At 67.3% G+C, this 18,270-nt stretch carries 20 protein-coding genes; 8 read left to right on the top strand and 12 right to left on the bottom strand.

Going from position 1 to position 18,270, the window contains the following annotated elements:
• Nucleotides 1-32: 32 nt before the first annotated feature.
• The gene (locus tag AAID08_RS07565; RefSeq protein ID WP_054501422.1) at nt 33-1,496 is read left to right on the top strand and encodes a DegQ family serine endoprotease; all 1,464 of its coding nucleotides are present in this window, start codon (nt 33-35) and stop codon (nt 1,494-1,496) included.
• A gap of 58 nt (nt 1,497-1,554) precedes the next feature.
• On the opposite strand, the gene maiA is transcribed toward AAID08_RS07565, so the two are convergent.
• Genes maiA through AAID08_RS07550 form a run of 3 tightly spaced genes read right to left on the bottom strand, consistent with a single transcriptional unit; the run spans nt 1,555 to nt 3,701 of the window.
• Complete coding sequence (maiA, locus tag AAID08_RS07560; protein ID WP_064526911.1) at nt 1,555-2,199, bottom strand: maleylacetoacetate isomerase; 645 nt, start codon at nt 2,197-2,199, stop codon at nt 1,555-1,557.
• Between the two features lie 48 nt (nt 2,200-2,247).
• Nucleotides 2,248-3,225, bottom strand: a complete 978-nt coding sequence (gene ispH / locus AAID08_RS07555) for a 4-hydroxy-3-methylbut-2-enyl diphosphate reductase (RefSeq protein ID WP_054501424.1) — start codon at nt 3,223-3,225, stop codon at nt 2,248-2,250.
• Nucleotides 3,225-3,701 (bottom strand): peptidylprolyl isomerase, encoded by a 477-nt coding sequence (locus AAID08_RS07550; RefSeq protein WP_175142229.1) that lies wholly within the window; start codon nt 3,699-3,701, stop codon nt 3,225-3,227. Before AAID08_RS07550 ends, ispH begins: the two co-directional genes overlap by 1 nt.
• A 51-nt stretch (nt 3,702-3,752) precedes the next feature.
• On the opposite strand from AAID08_RS07550, the gene radC reads away from it, so the two are divergent.
• The 7 genes from radC (at nt 3,753) to AAID08_RS07515 (ending at nt 9,925) form a co-directional block, all read left to right on the top strand.
• Nucleotides 3,753-4,430: a DNA repair protein RadC gene (gene radC, locus AAID08_RS07545; protein ID WP_054501425.1), complete on the top strand. Its 678-nt coding sequence runs from the start codon at nt 3,753-3,755 to the stop codon at nt 4,428-4,430.
• A gap of 92 nt (nt 4,431-4,522) precedes the next feature.
• Nucleotides 4,523-5,152, top strand: coding sequence for an arylformamidase (kynB, locus tag AAID08_RS07540; protein ID WP_054501426.1), 630 nt, complete (start codon nt 4,523-4,525; stop codon nt 5,150-5,152).
• A gap of 84 nt (nt 5,153-5,236) precedes the next feature.
• On the top strand, nt 5,237-5,359 hold the full coding sequence (locus AAID08_RS07535) for a hypothetical protein (protein WP_258955704.1): 123 nt from the start codon (nt 5,237-5,239) through the stop codon (nt 5,357-5,359).
• Nucleotides 5,356-6,204: a tryptophan 2,3-dioxygenase gene (kynA, locus tag AAID08_RS07530; protein ID WP_054501427.1), complete on the top strand. Its 849-nt coding sequence runs from the start codon at nt 5,356-5,358 to the stop codon at nt 6,202-6,204. The genes AAID08_RS07535 and kynA overlap by 4 nt, the downstream gene beginning before the upstream one ends.
• A gap of 196 nt (nt 6,205-6,400) precedes the next feature.
• A complete protein-coding gene (locus tag AAID08_RS07525; protein WP_006388310.1) occupies nt 6,401-6,667 on the top strand; it encodes a type B 50S ribosomal protein L31 in 267 nt (88 codons plus the stop codon).
• Nucleotides 6,668-6,791: 124 nt separating this feature from the next.
• A complete protein-coding gene (locus AAID08_RS07520; RefSeq protein ID WP_064526913.1) occupies nt 6,792-8,522 on the top strand; it encodes a glycosyltransferase family 39 protein in 1,731 nt (576 codons plus the stop codon).
• The gene (locus tag AAID08_RS07515; protein ID WP_144655016.1) at nt 8,519-9,925 is read left to right on the top strand and encodes an MATE family efflux transporter; all 1,407 of its coding nucleotides are present in this window, start codon (nt 8,519-8,521) and stop codon (nt 9,923-9,925) included. The genes AAID08_RS07520 and AAID08_RS07515 overlap by 4 nt, the downstream gene beginning before the upstream one ends.
• Before the next feature lie 109 nt (nt 9,926-10,034).
• Here AAID08_RS07515 and paaK read toward each other — a convergent pair whose 3' ends face one another.
• From paaK to paaA, 9 genes are all read right to left on the bottom strand, one after another.
• Nucleotides 10,035-11,351 (bottom strand): phenylacetate--CoA ligase PaaK, encoded by a 1,317-nt coding sequence (gene paaK, locus AAID08_RS07510; RefSeq protein WP_049072393.1) that lies wholly within the window; start codon nt 11,349-11,351, stop codon nt 10,035-10,037.
• A gap of 93 nt (nt 11,352-11,444) precedes the next feature.
• A complete protein-coding gene (paaI, locus tag AAID08_RS07505; protein WP_049072392.1) occupies nt 11,445-11,918 on the bottom strand; it encodes a hydroxyphenylacetyl-CoA thioesterase PaaI in 474 nt (157 codons plus the stop codon).
• Nucleotides 11,918-12,706 carry a 2-(1,2-epoxy-1,2-dihydrophenyl)acetyl-CoA isomerase PaaG gene (gene paaG, locus AAID08_RS07500; RefSeq protein WP_054484665.1) on the bottom strand — a complete coding sequence of 263 codons (789 nt, stop codon included), beginning with the start codon at nt 12,704-12,706 and terminating at the stop codon, nt 11,918-11,920. The genes paaI and paaG overlap by 1 nt, the downstream gene beginning before the upstream one ends.
• Nucleotides 12,707-12,721: 15 nt before the next feature.
• Nucleotides 12,722-14,386, bottom strand: a complete 1,665-nt coding sequence (gene paaN / locus AAID08_RS07495; RefSeq protein ID WP_175142225.1) for a phenylacetic acid degradation protein PaaN — start codon at nt 14,384-14,386, stop codon at nt 12,722-12,724.
• Between the two features lie 45 nt (nt 14,387-14,431).
• Nucleotides 14,432-15,520, bottom strand: coding sequence for a 1,2-phenylacetyl-CoA epoxidase subunit PaaE (gene paaE, locus AAID08_RS07490; RefSeq protein WP_054501431.1), 1,089 nt, complete (start codon nt 15,518-15,520; stop codon nt 14,432-14,434).
• Nucleotides 15,521-15,534: 14 nt separating this feature from the next.
• A complete protein-coding gene (paaD, locus tag AAID08_RS07485) occupies nt 15,535-16,041 on the bottom strand; it encodes a 1,2-phenylacetyl-CoA epoxidase subunit PaaD (RefSeq protein WP_144655014.1) in 507 nt (168 codons plus the stop codon).
• Complete coding sequence (paaC, locus tag AAID08_RS07480; protein WP_144655013.1) at nt 16,038-16,802, bottom strand: 1,2-phenylacetyl-CoA epoxidase subunit PaaC; 765 nt, start codon at nt 16,800-16,802, stop codon at nt 16,038-16,040. Before paaC ends, paaD begins: the two co-directional genes overlap by 4 nt.
• Nucleotides 16,803-16,817: 15 nt before the next feature.
• Complete coding sequence (gene paaB, locus AAID08_RS07475; RefSeq protein ID WP_006388300.1) at nt 16,818-17,102, bottom strand: 1,2-phenylacetyl-CoA epoxidase subunit PaaB; 285 nt, start codon at nt 17,100-17,102, stop codon at nt 16,818-16,820.
• A gap of 89 nt (nt 17,103-17,191) precedes the next feature.
• Nucleotides 17,192-18,181, bottom strand: coding sequence for a 1,2-phenylacetyl-CoA epoxidase subunit PaaA (paaA, locus tag AAID08_RS07470; protein WP_049072388.1), 990 nt, complete (start codon nt 18,179-18,181; stop codon nt 17,192-17,194).
• Nucleotides 18,182-18,270 lie beyond the last annotated feature (89 nt).

Genomic DNA, 18,270 nt, shown 5'->3' with positions numbered 1-18,270 from the left:
GCCATGTCCCCAAACATGACGCAGGAGCCGACATGAAGACCTCGAAGATGAACCCCTCGCGCCTGGTGCTGGCGCTGCTGGCTGCCGGCGCCATTGGCGGCGCCGGCGCTACCGCCGCGTTCGGCGGCATTTCGATGGCGGCCAGCGCGCCGTCCGCCGTGGCCGCCACCGCGGCACCAGGAGCCTCCACGCCGGGCGCCCCCATGGGCGCTCCCAACTTTGCGCAGATCACGCGTGACTATGGCCCCGCCGTCGTCAACATCAGCATCAGCGGCACCCGCAAAGTGTCCGACGACGACGACGACGACCCGTTCGCCCAGTTCTTCGGCCAGATCCCCGGCGCGCGCGGCGGCATGCCGTCGCGCGAGGTGCCGATCCGCGGCGAAGGCTCGGGCTTCATCGTCAGCAGCGACGGCGTCATCCTGACCAACGCCCACGTCGTGCAGGGCGCCAAGGAAGTGACCGTCAAGCTCACCGACCGCCGCGAATTCCGCGCCAAGGTGCTGGGCGCCGATCCGCAGACCGACGTGGCCGTCATCAAGATCGACGCCAAGAACCTGCCGGTGGTGAAGGTCGGCGACGTCAACCAGTTGCAGGTGGGCGAATGGGTGCTGGCCATCGGCTCGCCCTACGGCCTGGAGAACACCGCCACCGCGGGCATCGTCAGCGCCAAGGGACGTTCGCTGCCGGACGACACATCGGTGCCATTTATCCAGACCGACGTGGCCGTGAACCCCGGCAACTCCGGCGGCCCGCTGTTCAATGACCGCGGCGAAGTGGTCGGCATCAATTCGCAGATCTACAGCCGCACCGGCGGTTTCCAGGGCCTGTCGTTCTCGATCCCGATCGACGTGGCGTACAAGATCAAGGACCAGATCCTGGAACACGGCAAGGTGCAGCATGCGCGCCTGGGCGTGACGGTGCAGGAGGTGAACCAAGACCTGGCCAACTCGTTCAAGCTCGATACGCCGTCCGGCGCGCTGGTCTCCAGCGTCGAGAAAGGCAGCGCAGCCGAGAAGGCCGGCCTGCAGCCGGGCGACGTGGTGCGCAAGATCAACGGCCGCAACATCGTGTCGTCCGGCGACCTGGCGTCGCTGATCACGCTGGCCACGCCGGGCGAGAAGATCACGCTGGACCTGTGGCGCAACGGCGCCCCCAAAGAAGTCGTGGCGACGCTGGGCGGCGTGCCGAAGGACCGGACCCAGACCGCCGGCGACAGCCGCGACGTGCAGAAGGGGCAGCTCGGCCTGGCGTTGCGCCCGCTCTCGCCGCAGGAGCAGGAAGCGGCGGGCGCTCAGGGTCTGTTGATCGAGCAGTCGGCGGGACCGGCCGCCAAGGCCGGCATCCAGCCGGGTGACGTGCTGCTGTCGCTCAATGGCGTGCCGGTGCACAACATCGGCCAGGTCAAGGACGCGCTGTCCAAGGCTGGCAAGACGGTGGCGCTGCTGGTGCAGCGCGGCGAAGACAAGATCTTCGTGCCGGTGCAGTTGGGCTGAGCCTGATCGACAGGCATGCGGCGGGCCGGCCGGGAAGACATCCCGGCCGGCCCGCGGCTCATTCAGCGTCGGGCTGCCTGCCCGGCGCGGCGGCCTCGAAGGCCGGCAAGGCACGGCAGGCGGCGTCGATGCGCACGACCGTGGGCATCGCGCTCAGGTCGCATTCGAAACGGCGGGCGTTGGCCACCTGTGGCACCAAGCACAGGTCGGCGATGGTCGGGGTGTCGCCATGGCAGAACGCGCCGGTGGCGGCCGAGCCGGCCAATTGCGCTTCCAGGGCTTCCAGCCCCTGGCGCACCCAGTGTTGATACCAGGCCGTCTTGGCGGCCTCGTCCACGCCCAGCGTGTGCTTGAGGTACTTCAACACCCGCAGGTTGTTCAGCGGATGGGTATCGCAGGCGATGCCCAGCGCAAGGTCGCGCACGCGCGCGCGGCCGATCGCGTCCGCCGGCAGCAACGGGGGCTGCGGATGCGTTTCCTCGAGGTACTCGATGATCGCGAGCGACTGACCGATGACGGCGTCGCCATCGACCAGCGTGGGCACGAGGGCGGTGGGATTGACCTGGCGGTAGTCGGCCGACAACTGCTGGCCGCCGTCCTTGAGCAGGTGCACAGCCAGGTATTCGTACGGCAGACCCTTCAGGCTCAGCGCGATGCGCACACGATAGGCGGCCGAGCTGCGGAAATAGCTGTACAACTGCATGAAGTCTCCTCGATTCTTGTTCCGGACGACGCGCCAGGGGCGTCGCGCCTATTCCAGCGATTCGGTCTGCGCGGCCTTGCGCGACAGGCCCTTGGGCAACGGGAAGGCCACGTTCTCTTCCAGGCCCGGCATGGTGCGCACCGACACGGCGCCCAGTTCCTTGACCCGCGCAATCACCTGCTGCACCAGGATCTCGGGCGCCGACGCGCCGGCGGTCACGCCGATGCGCTTGCGGCCCTCGAGCCAGGCCGGGTCGATGGAATGCGCGCCGTCGATCAGATAGGACGCCACGCCCTTGCGGTCCGCCACTTCGCGCAGGCGGTTGGAGTTGGAGCTGTTGGGGCTGCCCACCACCAGCACCAGGTCGCATTCGGGCGCCAGCACCTTGACCGCGTCCTGGCGATTCTGGGTGGCATAGCAGATGTCGCTTTTCTTGGGCTCGACGATGCTGGGAAAGCGCGCCTTGAGCGCCTTGGACACGGCCGCGGCGTCGTCCACCGACAGCGTGGTCTGCGTGACGTACGCCAGGTTCTCGGGATCGGTGACCTGCAGGCCGGCCACGTCCTCGACGGTCTCGACCAGGTACATGCCGCCCTGGGCCTGGCCCAGCGTGCCTTCGACCTCCGGATGGCCCTTGTGGCCGATCATGATGATCTCGCGGCCGGCCGCGCGCATGCGTGCCACTTCGATGTGCACCTTGGTCACCAGCGGGCAGGTGGCATCGAACACCTGCTGCCCGCGCGCCTCGGCTTCGGCCCGCACCGCCTTGGACACGCCGTGGGCCGAGAAAACCACGATGGCGCCCGTGGGGGCATCGTCGAGTTCGTCGATGAAGATGGCGCCCTTGGCGCGCAGGTCTTCGACCACGTAGCGGTTGTGGACGATCTCGTGGCGCACGTAGATCGGCGCGCCGTGCAGTTCGAGCGCGCGCTCGACGATGTCGATGGCGCGATCGACGCCGGCACAGAAGCCGCGCGGCTGCGCCAGCAGGACTTCGGCGCCGGCGGCGGTGACAGCCTGGCTCATCAGAGGACTCCCAGCAGCGCCACGTCGACCCGCAAGCTGATGCCCGCGAGCGGGTGGTTGAAATCGAACAACGCCGATTCCTCGTTGATTTCCTTCAGGACGCCCGAATAGCGGCCGCCGTTGGGCGCCGCGAACTCGACCAGGTCGCCGGGCTCGAACGTGGCGTCGGCGCCCGCGTGCTCGGCGAGCATCTTGCGCGTGACGCGCTGGATCAGCTCGGGGTTGCGATCGCCATAGGCGTCGGCGGGCTCCAGCGTGACGCTGAAGCGGTCGCCCTCGGCCTTGCCCAGCAAGGCGGTTTCCAGGCCCGGCGCCCACTGGCCGCTGCCCATCTGCAGCGTGGCAGGACGACCGTCGAAGGTATCGGTGAAGACCGAATCCTTGCCCGGCCCCGAAGCCAGGGTGATGCGGTAGTGCAGCGTCAGGTAGGAGTCCGGACGGACCAAAACATTCATTTCGTTAGAGGCGATGCTCAAGATCTGCCACCGTATTCAGACAGTAAGTGAATCCTGATTTTAGAGCCTCTTATGAAATTGTCTGTCCGGGTGTCGAAACACGACCGTCCCCGCGAGCGCCTGCTGCGCCTGGGCGCCTCGGCGTTACAAAATACCGAACTGCTCGCCATCGCCCTGCGCACCGGGGTGCCCGGGCTGAACGTGCTGGATCTATCCAGCCAGTTGCTGGACCGCTTCCGCGGCCTGCGCGGGCTGCTGGGAGCCACCCCGGAAGAGCTGCTGACCGTGCCCGGCCTGGGCACGGCCAAGGCCTGCGCCCTGGCGGCGATCCTGGAACTGGCCAAGCGCGCCATCGAGGAGGAACTGACGCTCGCCAGCACCCTCGACCATCCGTCGCGAGTGAAACAATATTGCAAAGTTACGCTGGCCCACCGCCGGGTCGAACACTGCATCGCGCTCTACCTGGACAGCCAGTTGCGGCTGATCGCCAGCGGCGAACTGGCCCGCGGCACGCTGTCCCAAGCCTCGGTGTACCCGCGCGAGGTGGTGCGCGAGGCCCTTCGCCATCACGCGGCGGCGCTCATCATCGCCCACAACCACCCATCCGGCCTGGCCCAGCCCAGCGCGGCGGACCTGGCGTTCACGCGCCACCTCAAGCAGGCGCTGGCGCTGGTCGACATCGCCCTGGTCGACCACCTGATCGTCGCTGGCGACGACGTCTCCTCGATGGCGGAACACGGTCGCCTCTGACGGGCTGCGCGTGCGGCGGGAATTCGTTAGACTACGGCCCGATATTGTTTTAGGCTTAACCTAATTTCCGCTTCCGCGACCGCGCGCCTTCCATGAAACGCCTGTGGGATATCTCCCCTCCCGTCTCCACGGCCTCGCCCGTGTTTCCTGGCGATACCCCGTATCGCCAGCAATGGAAGTGGTCGCTCGAGCCCGGCTGTCCCGTCAACGTCAGCGAAATCACGATGTCGCCGCACGTCGGCGCGCACGCCGATGCGCCGCTGCACTACCAGAACGGCGGCGCCGCCATCGGCGCGGTCTCGCTCGAACCCTTTCTTGGCCCCTGTCGCGTCATCCACGCCATCGACTGCGGGCCGCTGATCACCCCGGAGCACCTGCTCCACGCCGCCGACAACCTGCCCCCGCGCATCCTGGTGCGCACCGCCAAGCACGCCGCGCAGGAATGGTGGACGGACGACTTCTCGGCCTACGCGCCCCAGACCATCGAATGGCTGGCCGAACGCGGCGTCATGCTGATCGGGCTGGACACCCCCAGCATCGACCCCGCATCCAGCAAGACCCTGGACAGCCATCACGCCATCCTGCGGCATGACATGCGAGTACTGGAGAATCTGGTGCTCGACGATGTGCCGCAGGGCGATTACGAACTGATCGCACTGCCGCTGGCTTTGATCCAGGCTGATGCCAGCCCGGTGCGCGCCGTCCTGCGCGAATTGGGCTGAAACACCGGCCACGGGCCGGCCGTGCGCAACGCGGCGCGACCTGCACGCCGCCCGCCCGGCCGTCCCCATTCGAGAAGCAAGATCATGACCACACCGCTCCACCCGCGCATGGCGCTGGCCTGCGCCCGCCTGCCGTTCACCGGCTGGCGCAGCCTGCCCGCGTCCGCCCGCCGCGCCGCCCCGCCCTGCCAGGGAGGCCTCGCATGAGCCAAGCCCAACGCCCCGAAGACATCGTCCACGAGGAAAAAGCGCAACTGGATTTCACGCGCGACATGACCTACGGCGATTACCTGCACCTGGACGAACTGCTGGGCGCGCAGCACCCGCTGTCGCCCGAGCACAACGAAATGCTGTTCATCATCCAGCACCAGACCAGCGAACTCTGGATGAAGCTGATGCTGCACGAGCTGCGCGGCGCCATCGCCAATCTGGCGGCGGACCGTCCGCAACCGGCATTCAAGATGCTGGCGCGGGTCAGCAAGATCATGGAACAGCTCGTCCATGCCTGGGACGTGCTGGCGACCATGACGCCGCCCGAGTACTCCGCCCTGCGCCCCTATCTGGCGCGCTCCAGCGGCTTCCAGAGCTACCAGTACCGCCAGATCGAATTCCTGCTGGGCAACAAGAACGCCGCCATGCTCAAGCCGCATGCGCACCGCGCCGACCTGCTGGCGCAGGTGCAGCGTGCCTATGAAGCGCCGTCGCTATATGACGAATCGCTGCGCCTGCTGGCGCGGCACGGCGTGGCGGTCCCCGCCGACCGCCTGGAGCGCGACTGGACCCAGCCCTACCAGGCCTCGGAAGGCGTCGAGCAGGCTTGGCTGACGGTCTACCGCGACACCGAGCGCTATTGGGACCTGTACCAACTGGGCGAAAAGCTGACCGACCTGGAAGACGCCTTCCGCCTGTGGCGTTTCCGCCACGTCACCACGGTCGAGCGCGTCATCGGCTTCAAGCGCGGCACCGGCGGCACTTCTGGCGTGGATTACCTGCGGCGCATGCTGGAAGTGGTGCTGTTCCCGGAAATCTGGAAACTGCGCACCGATCTGTGATCGGCGATACCATCCGTCCCCAGATGAAAAGCCGGGCACTCCCTGACAGAGCGCCCGGATTGCGTGCCGCTGCCGGCGATTCCCATGCTAGAATGCACAGTTACTTTTCGGATACGTGGCAAGAACGCCTGAAAGCGGTTCGTGCTGGCGACCCTAACTTTTGACATGACTCCCTTGGGAGTCCTAGGAAAGCACCATGAAAGAAGGCATTCACCCCGAATACCGCGAAGTCGTCTTCGCCGACCTGCAAACGGGCAGCAAGTTCATCACCCGCTCGACCGTCCAGACGCGTGAAACCATCGAACTCGATGGCAAGACGTACCCGCTCTTCAAGTGCGACGTGACCTCCGAATCGCACCCGTTCTACACGGGCGCCCAGACGCGTATCGTCGAAACCGGCCGCGTGGAAAAGTTCCGCGCCCGTTTCGCCCGCACCGCCGGCACGGTCAAGTCCGCTTCCTGATCCTGTCGCTCCTACGGGAGTCACAGCAAAAAGGCAGCCTCCGGGCTGCTTTTTTTTCCCCTGACCCTGCCCGTCGGCAACCCGGGGGCTGGCGCTTCCCGATCTCTCGGTTACATTAACGCCCGTGTCCCCACTTTCCATTTCCACTCCGGCCCGGCTGACGTCCGTGGCCACCGCGAAACTGCCCAGGCTGATCCTGCTGGGGCTGGCCCTGGCGTATATCGTCGCCGGCCTGTTCATGCGCGACCCGTGGAAGACCGACGACGCGGTCGGGCTGGCGACGATGATCACCGCCATCCGCGAAGGCGGGATCACCTGGCTGCTGCCGCAAGTGGGGCACCTGGCGCATGCCGAGGAAGGTCCGCTGATCACCTGGATCGGCGCGATCAGCATCTGGCTGTTCGGCCCCCTCATCGGCGACATCACCGCCGGTCGCCTGCCCAATTTGCTGTGGTTTGGCGTGACGGCCATGAGCGTCTGGTACGGCACCTACCTGCTCGGCCGCCGCGCCGAAGCCCAGCCGCTGGCGCTGCCCTTCGGTGGCGAACCGGAGCCGCGCGACTACGGCCGCATGCTGGCCGACGCCGCCCTGCTGCTGTTGCTGGCCACGGTCGGCATCCTGCAGCGCACCCATGAAACCACGGTGGTGCCCGCCATCATGGCGTGCCAGGCGCTGGCCTTCTATTCGCTGGCGCGCACCGTGGACCGCCCCGTCACCGGCTCGACCACGCTGGGCATCGCATTGGCGGCCAGCTTCCTCACGCGCGGCTGGATCGGCGCCCTGCCGATCATGGTCGCCGCCCTGCTCGCGTTCTATCCGCGCGGGCCGCTCTGGAAATGCAAGCGCTGGCTGCCCTGGGCCGCGCTGGTCGCCGCCGTCCTGATCCTGGCCTGGTGGATCCCGGCCAGCCAGAGCAGCGAATACTGGATCCGCAACTGGAAGACCTGGAACCTGGCGTCCTTCGCCGTGCCCACCTTGCACGATGTGGGCCGCACGCTGCGCGACCTGCCCTGGTACCTGTGGCCGACCTGGCCGCTGGCCCTGCTGGCCATCTGGCGCTGGCGCGCCTGGATCTATGCGCCGCACATCTGGGTGCCGCTGATGCTGCTGATCTGCTCGGCCCTGGTGCTGTTCGGGCTGGACGAGGCAAGCGACTCCGAATACGTGCTGCTGGCCGTGCCCTGCGCGGTGCTGGGGGCGTTCTCGCTGCCGACCCTGCGGCGCGGCGTGGTCAACACGCTGGACTGGTTCGCCGTGATGTGTTTTTCGCTGACCGCCGCCACCGCGTGGCTCGGCTGGATCGCCCTGCACTTTCACTGGCCGGCGCAGATCGCCCGCAACATCGGCCGCCAGACCACCGGCTACGAACCCGTCATTTCCTGGACCGCCTTCGCCCTGGGCGTGGCCTTCACCATCGGCTGGATCGCGCTGGTGGTCTGGCGCCTGCGGGTCAAGCCCCAGGCGCTGTGGCGCGGCACCGTGCTGTCGGCCGGCGGCCTGACCGTCACCTGGATCCTGCTGGTGCTGCTGTGGCAGCCGGCGGTCGACTACGCCCGCAGCTACCGCACGGTATCCGGCGAACTGGCGCAGGCGATCGAACAGAACATCCGGCCGGGCGAATGCGTGCGCGGCCTGAGCCTGGGCAGCGGACAGCGCGCCTCGTTCCTGATCTTCAACAACCTGACGTTCACGTTCGATTCGAAGTGCACGCTGGTGCTGCAGCAGACCACCAACCAGAGCTTGCGCGACAACACCGCCGCCTACAGCGACAGCGCCGACGTGCTGTGGCAAGGCGGGCGCCGCGCCGATCGCCAGGAAGTGTTCCGCCTGCTGCGAGTCGGCCCCACCCGATGACGCCTGCCCAACCGGCGGCGCCCGGTTTCGGCGCCACCCTGCGCAACATCGCCAAACAGGCGTGGCCGGTCCTGGTGAGCCAATGGGCCGGCATCTCGTTCGGCGTCCTCGATACCGCCATGACCGGCCACGCCAGCGCGAACGACCTGGCGGCGATGGCGCTGTCCGCGTCGATCTACATCACCGTGTTCGTGGGCCTGATGGGCGTGGTCCACGCCCTCATCCCGATCCTGGCGCAGCACTTCGGCGCCGGCAACAATCGCGAAGTCGGCCGTAGTTGGGGCCAGGGCGTGTGGCTGGCGCTGGGCCTGTCAGCGGTGGGCGCCATCCTGATGCTGTTCCCGAACTTCTGGCTGTCGATGTCCGGCAACGTCGATCCCGGGGTGCGCGAGCGCATCGCCTCGTACCTGCGCGCGCTGATCCTGGCACTGCCGGCCGCGCTGGTGTTCCGCACCATCTACGCGCTCGGCACCTCGGTGTCGCGGCCCAAGCTGGTGATGGCGATCAATCTCACCGCCATCGGCTTCAAGGCCTTCTTCAACTGGCTGTTCATCTACGGCAGCCTGGGCCTGCCGGCGATGGGCGCCACCGGCGCCGGGCTGGCCACCGCCGTGGTCTCGTGGATGAGCCTGGGGCTGGGCCTGTGGGTCATCACCCACGACCGCTATTACCGCCGCTTCCACCTGCACGTCGGCCGGCCCGACTGGAAGACGCTGAAAGAACTGCTGCGGCTGGGCATCCCCATGGGCGGTTCGTATCTGGTGGAAGTCTCGGCCTTCACGTTCATGGCCCTGCTGGTGGCGCGCGAGGGCACTTTCGTGACTGGCGGCCACCAGATCATGTCGAACCTGGCCGCGCTGTGCTACATGATGCCGATGGCACTGGGCGTGGCCACCGCCGCACTGACGGCGCAGGCGATCGGCGCGGGCAACCTCGCGCATGCCCACCGCACCGGCATGGCGGGCCTGGCGCTGGGGCTGATGGGCGCCCTGCTGACCGCGGTAGTACTACTGGCAGGTCGCCCGCTGATCCTGGCGGCCTACACCGATAATTCCCAGGTGGCCGCGGTGGCGACCACGCTGCTGGCGGTGCTGCCGCTGTTCCACCTGTTCGACTCCATGCAGTGCATCAACTCCTACCTGCTGCGCGCCTACAAGGTGGCGGTGGTGCCGCTGCTGCTGCAGACGGTGGCACTGGCCGGCGTCGGCCTGGTCGGCGGCTGGTGGTTCGGTTTCGGACCGGGGCGCGGTGGCCTGGACGGGCTGCGCGAGATCCTGGTGCCCGGCTCGCCGCAGGGGGCGGGCAGCATGTGGCTGATGGCTATGGTCGGTCTGGCGCTGTCGGCCACGCTGCTGCACTTCTGGTACCGCCACATCGTGCGCGACGTGGCGCGGCAGGCCTGACGGCGCGCCCGACGGGCAGCGACGGCGCGAAAAAAAGCAGCCCGAGGGCTGCTTTTTCATGGCGATGTGGCCGCCGCGCCCGTTGCCGGCGGCGGGACCCGCAGCGCGCTCAGCCCTTGGGACGCTTGTCGATCACACGGCGGGCCTTGCCGGTCAGCGTGCGCTCGACGTGGCCGGCGTCCGACACCTGGATGCGGGCGCTGACGCCGATGTGCGTCTTGACCGCATGCTGCAGTTGCTTGCCCAGCGCGGCGCGCTCGGCGTCCGACAGGGTCGAGAACTCGGCGCGGACTTCCGTCAGGATCTCGAGCTCGTCCATGTTGCCGGTGCGCGACAGCACCAACTGATAATGCGGCGCCAGTTGCGCGATCTTGAGCACCAGTTCCTCGACCTGGGTCGGGAACATGTTCACGCCGCGCACGATCAGCATGTCGTCGCTGCGGCCGGTGATCTTGCCGATGCGGCGCATGCTGCGCGCGGTGGGCGGCAACAGGCGGGTCAGGTCGCGGGTGCGGTAGCGGATGATGGGCATCGCTTCCTTGGTGAGCGAGGTGAACACCAGTTCGCCCGGCTCGCCGTCCGCCACGGGCTCACCCGTATCCGGATTGATGATCTCGGCGTAGAAGTGGTCTTCCCACACCACCGGGCCGTCCTTGGTCTCGACGCACTCGCTGGCCACGCCCGGGCCCATCACTTCGGACAGGCCGTAGATGTCGACCGCGTCGATGCCGGCCTCGGCCTCGATATCGGCGCGCATCTGCCCGGTCCAGGGCTCGGCGCCGAAGATGCCGATGCGCAGCGAACTTTGACGCGGATCAATCCCCTGGCGGCGCTGCTCCTCCAGAATATTGCAGAAATAGGAGGGCGTGACCATGATGATGTCCGGACGGAAATCGTTGATCAGTTGCACCTGCTTTTCGGTCTGCCCGCCGGACATCGGGATGACGGTGCAACCCAGGCGTTCGGCGCCGTAATGCGCGCCCAGGCCGCCCGTGAACAGGCCGTAGCCGTAGGCCACGTGCACCGTGTCGCCGGGCTTGCCGCCGGCCGCGCGGATCGAGCGCGCCACCAGGTTGGCCCAGTTATCCAGGTCGCGCTGGGTGTAGCCCACCACGGTCGGCTTGCCGGTCGTGCCGCTGGAGGCGTGGATGCGCGAAATGCGCTCGCGCGGCACCGCGAACATGCCGAACGGATAGTTCTCGCGCAGTTCCTTCTTGGTGGTGAAGGGGAACTTCGAAATGTCGGACAACTGCTTCAGGTCGTCCGGATGCACGCCGATCTCGTCGAACGCCTTCTTGTAGTGCGGCACGTTCTCGTAGGCGTGCTTGAGCGACCACTTCAGGCGCTCGAGCTGCAGCGCGCGCAGCTCATCCTGGCTGGCATGCTCGATGGGGTCCAGCCCCGGCTTGCTCATGGTGTTGGACATGGTTATCTCTCTCCTGGAATGCATCCTCCGATCCGGGGGGCGCGCCGCGCGCCCGCCTCGGCCGGTGGTCTTGTCTCTGGTTGGTTGACGCGTTCAAGCCTCGGCCGGCGTGCCGACGATCTGCCCCTTGATGCGATAGGATCGGCCACGGAACAGGGCGACATTGCGGCCATCCTGGTTGGTGACCGTCACGTCGTACACCCCGGTGCGCCCGGCCAGCGAGCGCTCCTGCGCCACCGCGGTCAGCAGGTCGCCCTCGAAGCCGGGGGCCAGGTAATCGATGGTGCAGCCCGACGCCACGGTGCTGACGTTGCGCGAATTGCAGGAAAAGGCGAAGGCGCTGTCGGCCAGCGCGAAGATGAAGCCGCCATGGCAGGTCTTGTGGCCGTTGAGCATGTCGGGACGGACCCGCATGGTCAGGCGCGCATAGCCGGGCGCCATTTCCTCGACCTTCATGTCCAGGCCTTGCGAGGCCGCGTCGCCGGCATACATCACCGTGCCCACGGCCTGCGCCAGTTCCTGCGGATCGGTCGGCGCCTCCACGGGCGGAACGTGCGTGCTGCTCATCATTGCCCCTTGAACTGCGGTTCACGCTTGCCCAGGAACGCGGCCACGCCTTCGGCGTAGTCGGCGCTGCGGCCCAGTTCGCGCATCATGTCGCGCTCCAGGTCCAACTGGGTCGCCAGGTCATTGCCCAGGCTGGCCTGCAAGGCGCGCTTGGTGAAGGCCAGGCCCTTGGTCGGCGCGCGCGAGAAATGTTGCGCCAGGTTTTCCAGGGTCGTGTCGAACGCGTCGTCGGCCACGCATTGCCAGATCAGGCCCCAGGCCTCGGCCTGGCGCGCGCTGAGCTTGTCGCCCAGCATCGCCAGCCCCATGGCGCGGGCACGGCCGACCAGGCGCGGCAGCACGAAGGTGCCACCCGTGTCTGGGATCAGGCCTAGCTTGCAGAACGACTGGATGAAGTTGGCCGATTCCTTGGCGATGACGATGTCGCCGGCGAAGGCCAGGTTGGCGCCCGCCCCCGCCGCCACGCCATTGACCCCGACCACCACCGGCATCGGCAGCGCGTTCAGGCGCCGCACCAGCGGCGCGTAGAACTTGTCGACGGTCTCGCCCAGGTCGGGCGGCGTGCCGTCGGGCGCGGGTTTGCGCTCGCTCAGGTCCTGGCCGGCGCAGAAGCCGCGGCCGGCGCCGGTCAGCACCAGCACGCGCGCGCCCTCGGTCTCGACGCGGGTCAGCGCATCCGCCACTTCAGCGTGCATGTTGGCGGTGAAGCTGTTGAGCTTGTCCGGACGGTTCAGCGTCAGGCGGGCGATGCCGTCGGCCAGTTCGAATTGGATGTCTTGGTAGGTCATGTCCCGTTCCACCGTTCAGATATGGCGGCGCGTCTGCACCACGCGGAAGCGGTTGGACACGTAGGCCGAGTCGGACAGCGCCGCATTGGCCGCCGGATTGGCGCCGGTGCCGTGGAAGTCGCTGAATGCCGCGGTCTGGTTGACGAACACCGCGCCGGTCAGGTTCAGCGACAGCGACACGCCGGACTCTTCCGCCGCTTCCTGCACCTGCTCGGCCACCTCGTTGCTGGTGGTGTAGGCCGACAGCGACAGCGCGCCGTGCTCGATCACGCTGTCGCGCGCGATCTGGATGCTGTGCGCGGTGGAATCGGTGGCGACCACGAAGGCGATCGGGCCGAACCATTCCTGGCTGATGGCGGGGTTGCCGGCCTCGGTGCGCAGCAGCAGCGGCGTGCGCACGCGGGCGTTCTCGAACTGCGGGTGCGTCAGCGTCTTGCTGTCGGCCACCACCGGCAGGCCCAGCGCGCGCGCCTTCTCGATGCGTTCGACGATGCCTTCGTTCTGGATCGCGCCGGTCAGCTCGACGGCCTTGGCGGCGTCGGCGCCGAGCTTGTCGACCGCGGCGCCCAGGGCGGCGGCGACCTCATCGAAGCTGACGCGGCCTTCCGGCGTCTGGATGCCGTCGCGCGGCACGTAGATGTTCTGCGGCGCCGTGCACATCTGGCCCGAATACAACGCCAGCGAGAACGCCAGGTTGCGCGCCACGCCCTTCAGATCGGCGGCCGAATCGATGATGACCTGGTTGACGCCGGCCTTCTCGGTGTAGACCAGCGCCTGGCGGGCATTGTTCTCCAGCCAGTCGCCGTTGGCGGTGCTGCCGGTGAAGTCGATGATCTTGACCGCGGGATCCAGCGCGAGCTGGCGCGCGGTGTCTTCCTCGGCGGTATGCGCGGCCAGCAGCACCACGTCCGGGTCGAAGCCGGCTTCCTGCAGCACTTCGCGCGCCACCTTGACGGTCAGCGCCAGCGGCAGGATCGCGCCCGGGTGCGGCTTGACGATGACGGTGTTGCCGGTCGCCAGGCTGGCGAACAGGCCGGGGTAGCCGTTCCAGGTCGGGAAGGTCGAGCAGCCGATCACCAGCGCCACGCCGCGCGGCACCACGGTGAAGTGCTTTTCCATGCGGATGGGATCGTTCTTGCCCTGCGGCTTTTCCCAGATGGCGACGCCGGGGATGCGCGACATTTCCTGCCAGGCGTAGGCCACGGCCTCGAAGCCGCGGTCCTGCGCGTGCGGGCCGCCGGCCTGGAAGGCCATCATGAAGCCCTGGCCGGTGGTGTGCTGCACGGCGTAGGCCATCTCGAAGCTCAGCTTGTTCAGGCGCGCCAGGACTTCCAGCGACACGCCCACCCAGGCCTGCGGGCCGGCGCGGCGCCAGTCCTGCAGCGCGCGCTTGGATGCGGCCACCAGCTTGGCGGCGGGCACGTGCGGATAGGTGATGCCCAGGTCGAAGCCGTAGGGCGACTTTTCGCCGCCGACGGTGCCGTCGGCGTCATGCAGGTTCAGCGGGAACGGCTTGCCGCGCAGCGCCTCGAAGGCGGCGCGGCCGTCGTCATTGGCGGTCTCGCCATAGTTGCGGGGGCTGGGCGACTCGGCGAACGGGCTCCAGTAGCCGCGCAGCGCGGCGGCGGCCAGGGCTTGTTCCAGCAGGGGCTGATGGCGTTCGAAGAATTTCTGGGACACTGCGTCTCTCCAAATGGAATGGGGGTCTGACTGGCGCGCGCCGGGTCAGGTTTCCTGGTCGAAGTCGATCACCAGGCGGTCGCTGACCGGAAAGCTCTGGCAACTCAGGATAAAGCCTCGCGCCACTTCGTAGTCTTCCAGGGCGAAGTTGGCATCCATGTCCACTTCGCCCTCGACCACCTTGCAGCGGCAGGTGGAACACACCCCGCCCTTGCACGAATACGGCAGCTCGATGCCTTGCGCCAGCGCCGAATCCAGCACGCTGTCTTTGTTCTTGTCGATCACGAACTTGCGGCTGTGGCCGTCCTGCACCACGGTCACCTCGCACTGGCCCTTGCCGGGCGCCTGGCGGGCGTCCTGCCCCGTGCGCAACGCGCGCGGCCCCTTCGGGGCGCCGAACAGTTCGAACTTGATGTTCGCCTTCGGAATGCCGCGGGCCTGCAGTCGCTCGACCACGCTCTCGGTCATGGTCTGCGGACCGCAGACAAAAGCGTAGTCGATATCCTCGGGGCTCATCCAGGCCGACATCAACTGGTCGACCTTGTCGCCGTCCAGACGGCCGTTGAACAGCTCGATATCCTGGGTTTCGCGGCTCATGACGTAGACCAGCGAGAAGCGGTCCATGTACAGGTTCTTCAGGTCCTCGATCTCTTCGCGGAACAGCACGGCCGACGAGGCGCGGTTGCCGAAGAACAAGGTGAACTTGCTGTTCGGCTCCGTCGACAGCGCGGTCTTGACCAGCGAGAACACCGGGGTGATGCCGCTGCCGACGGCGAATGCCACGTAGTGGCGCTGGTTTTCAGGCGAGAAGTCGACGGTGAAGTTGCCGGCCGGCGCCATCACTTCCAGGGTCTGGCCCGGCTGCAGCTCGTGGTTGGCCCAGCTCGAGAAAACGCCCTCGTCGACCTTCTTGATCGCCACGCGCAGCAGCTTGTCGCGCGGCGCCGAACAGATCGAATAGGAACGGCGCAGTTCCTCGCCGTTGAGCTGCGTGCGCAGCGTCAAATATTGGCCCGGCAGGAAGGCGAATTCATCGGCCAGCGTGTCGGGCAGGTCGAATGTCACGACCACCGCGTCGCGCGTGTTGCGCGCCACCGAGGCCACTTTCAGGGGGTGGAATTGGTTCAGGCTCATTCTCGAAACCACTCTCAGTGAGTCTTGAAGTAATCGAACGGCTCGCGGCAGCTTACGCAGCGGTACAGCGCCTTGCACGAGGTCGATCCGAAATTGCTGACCAGGCGCGTGTCGCGCGAACCGCAGCGCGGGCACTCGATGGCGGGCCCGGCATTGCGCCGGCTGATGCCCGAGATGTCGATGGCCTGTTGCGCGGGCGCGGCGATGCCATAGTCCTTGAGCGCGGCGCGGCCCTTCTCGCTCATCCAGTCGGTGGTCCAGGCGGGCGACAGGCGCGTCTCGACGCGCACCTCGCCGATGCCGTGGCGCGCCAGCACCTGGCGGATGTCTTCGGTGATCTCGCGCATCGCGGGGCAGCCGGAGTAGGTCGGCGTGATGACGACGACGCAGGCGTCGCCCTCGAACGCGACGTCCCGCACCACGCCCAGGTCCACCACCGACAGCACGGGGATCTCCGGATCGGGGACCTCCTGCAGCCAGGCGTAGACCTGCTCGATGGACGCGGGCGCGACGGCGTTCACCACTTGGCTCCCGGATAGGCGCGCGGCAGGTACTGCATTTCCGCCAGCACGTAGCCCAGTTCCTCGGTGTGACGGCCCTGGCGACCGCCACGGTGGGCCGGGTGATCGGCCGCGGCCGCCTCCGGCACGGTCAGCGTGGCTTCCTCGAGCACTTCGCGCACATGCTGTTCCCACGGCGCACGCAGCGCGGCCAGCTCACAGCCGATGCCGCGCGCCGCCATGTCCTGGTCGATCGCGTCGTCGGTGAACAGCTCGCCGGTGAAGCGCCAGGCGTCGTCGATCGCCGCCTGCATCCTGGCGTGGCTGGTCTCGGTGCCATCGCCCAGGCGCACCACCATGTCCGACGAACGGCGCACGTGGTAGGTCACTTCCTTGAGCGACTTGGCGGCGATGCCGGCCACGCGCTCGTCCGACGATTGCGCCAGGCGCTGCAAGAGGAAGTAGTGCCAGACGTCGAACAGGAACTGGCGCGCCATGGTGTCGGCATAGTTGCCGTTGGGCCGTTCGACCAGCAGCGCATTGTGGAACTGATGGGCATCGCGCAGATAGGCCAGCGCGTCCTCGTCGCGGCCGGCGCCTTCCACCTCGCCGGCCAGCGTCAGCCACATGCGGGCCTGGCCCAGCAGGTCGAGCGCGGTGTTGGTCAGCGCCAGGTCCTCTTCCAGGATCGGGCCGTGGCCGGTCCAGGCGCCCAGGCGTTGCGACAGGATCAGCGTAGTGTCGCCCAGGCGCAGCAGGTATTCGAAGAAAGTCTTGTCCATGTCTCCCCCGCCGCCTTACATGTGCTTGATTTCTTCAGGCATCGGAAAGAACGTAGGATGCCGGTAGACCTTGCTGTTGGCCGGCTCGAACAAGGGATCCTTGTCGCCCGGGCTGCTGGCGGAAATGTCGGAAGCCCGCACCACCCAGATGCTCAGGCCTTCGTTGCGGCGGGTGTAGACGTCGCGGGCGTGGTTGATCGCCATTTCGGCGTCGGGCGCGTGCAGGCTGCCGACGTGCTTGTGCGCCAGGCCGTGCTGGCTGCGGATGAACACTTCCCACAGAGGCCAGTCTTTGCTCATGATGGATATCCTCGGATGCCGGGCGCGCGTGGCGCCCCGGGTATTGGATGGGTAAGGAGTTGGAAGGCCGGGCGCCGCCCGGCCAAGGCTCAGGCCGCCTTGCGCTCGGCCTGCTTGTCGGCGTAGGCGACCAGCGCCTCGCGCACCCAGGCGCCGTCTTCGTGCGCCTTGACGCGCGCCGCCAGGCGCTCGCGGTTGCACGGGCCATTGCCCTTGAGCACGGCGTAGAACTCGGCCCAGTCGATTTCGCCGAAGTCGTAGTGGCCGCGCTCGGCGTTCCACTTCAGTTCGGGATCGGGAATGGTCAGGCCCAGGTATTCGGCCTGCGGCACGGTCTGGTCGACCATCTTCTGGCGCAGTTCGTCGTTGGAGAACAGCTTGATCTTCCAGGCCATCGACTGGGCGCTGTTGGGGGAGTCGGCGTCGGAGGGGCCGAACATCATCAGCGCCGGCCACCACCAGCGGTTCAGCGAGTCCTGCACCATGGCCTTCTGTTCGGGCGTGCCGTGCAGGCACATCTGCATCAGCAGGTCGTAGCCCTGGCGCTGGTGGAAGGACTCCTCCTTACAGACGCGCACCATGGCGCGGGCGTAGGGACCGTAGGAGCAACGGCACAGCGGGATCTGGTTGATGATGGCCGAGCCGTCGACCAGCCAGCCGATCATGCCGATATCGGCCCAACTGAGCGTGGGGTAATTGAAGATGCTGGAGTACTTGGCGCGGCCGGCATGCAGGTCGTCGATCAGGTCGTCGCGCGACACGCCCAGGGTCTCGGCGGCGCTGTACAGGTAGAGGCCGTGGCCGGCTTCGTCCTGCACCTTGGCCAGCAGGATGGCCTTGCGTTTGAGCGACGGGGCGCGCGTGATCCAGTTGCCTTCGGGCAGCATGCCCACGATTTCGGAGTGGGCGTGCTGCGAGATCTGGCGCACCAGGGTCTTGCGGTAGGCCTCGGGCATCCAGTCCTTGGCCTCGATCCGCACGCCTTCGTCGATGCGGCGCTGGAACGTCTGTTCACGGCCTTCGAGCTGGTCCGCGGTCTTGACCTGCTTGACGCCGGTTTCGACGAGTTGAGCGTACATGTTTTGTCTCCTTGAGACGGTTTGCGATAGCGCAAAGCAAACGCCGCGCAGGGCCGTCATGTCATAGGCGGATTATTTAATACAAAAAA

Source organism: Achromobacter sp. EB05, assembly GCF_044232075.1.
GTDB lineage: Bacteria > Pseudomonadota > Gammaproteobacteria > Burkholderiales > Burkholderiaceae_B > Achromobacter > Achromobacter dolens.
This window is presented reverse-complemented; position numbering and strand designations above follow the sequence as displayed.

What these genes read in the sequence shown, in the direction of transcription:
- AAID08_RS07515 (WP_144655016.1), top strand. Translation starts at nt 8,519, where the DNA reads ATGACGCCTGCCCAACCGGCGGCGCCCGGTTTCGGCGCCACCCTGCGC.
- ispH (WP_054501424.1), bottom strand. Translation starts at nt 3,225, where the DNA reads ATGAGCCAGGCTGTCACCGCCGCCGGCGCCGAAGTCCTGCTGGCGCAG.
- paaE (WP_054501431.1), bottom strand. Translation starts at nt 15,520, where the DNA reads ATGAGCCTGAACCAATTCCACCCCCTGAAAGTGGCCTCGGTGGCGCGC.
- radC (WP_054501425.1), top strand. Translation starts at nt 3,753, where the DNA reads ATGAAATTGTCTGTCCGGGTGTCGAAACACGACCGTCCCCGCGAGCGC.
- paaB (WP_006388300.1), bottom strand. Translation starts at nt 17,102, where the DNA reads ATGAGCAAAGACTGGCCTCTGTGGGAAGTGTTCATCCGCAGCCAGCAC.
- AAID08_RS07525 (WP_006388310.1), top strand. Translation starts at nt 6,401, where the DNA reads ATGAAAGAAGGCATTCACCCCGAATACCGCGAAGTCGTCTTCGCCGAC.
- AAID08_RS07535 (WP_258955704.1), top strand. Translation starts at nt 5,237, where the DNA reads ATGACCACACCGCTCCACCCGCGCATGGCGCTGGCCTGCGCCCGCCTG.
- paaK (WP_049072393.1), bottom strand. Translation starts at nt 11,351, where the DNA reads ATGTCCAACACCATGAGCAAGCCGGGGCTGGACCCCATCGAGCATGCC.
- paaA (WP_049072388.1), bottom strand. Translation starts at nt 18,181, where the DNA reads ATGTACGCTCAACTCGTCGAAACCGGCGTCAAGCAGGTCAAGACCGCG.
- paaC (WP_144655013.1), bottom strand. Translation starts at nt 16,802, where the DNA reads ATGGACAAGACTTTCTTCGAATACCTGCTGCGCCTGGGCGACACTACG.
- maiA (WP_064526911.1), bottom strand. Translation starts at nt 2,199, where the DNA reads ATGCAGTTGTACAGCTATTTCCGCAGCTCGGCCGCCTATCGTGTGCGC.
- kynA (WP_054501427.1), top strand. Translation starts at nt 5,356, where the DNA reads ATGAGCCAAGCCCAACGCCCCGAAGACATCGTCCACGAGGAAAAAGCG.
- AAID08_RS07565 (WP_054501422.1), top strand. Translation starts at nt 33, where the DNA reads ATGAAGACCTCGAAGATGAACCCCTCGCGCCTGGTGCTGGCGCTGCTG.
- paaG (WP_054484665.1), bottom strand. Translation starts at nt 12,706, where the DNA reads ATGACCTACCAAGACATCCAATTCGAACTGGCCGACGGCATCGCCCGC.
- paaI (WP_049072392.1), bottom strand. Translation starts at nt 11,918, where the DNA reads ATGAGCAGCACGCACGTTCCGCCCGTGGAGGCGCCGACCGATCCGCAG.
- kynB (WP_054501426.1), top strand. Translation starts at nt 4,523, where the DNA reads ATGAAACGCCTGTGGGATATCTCCCCTCCCGTCTCCACGGCCTCGCCC.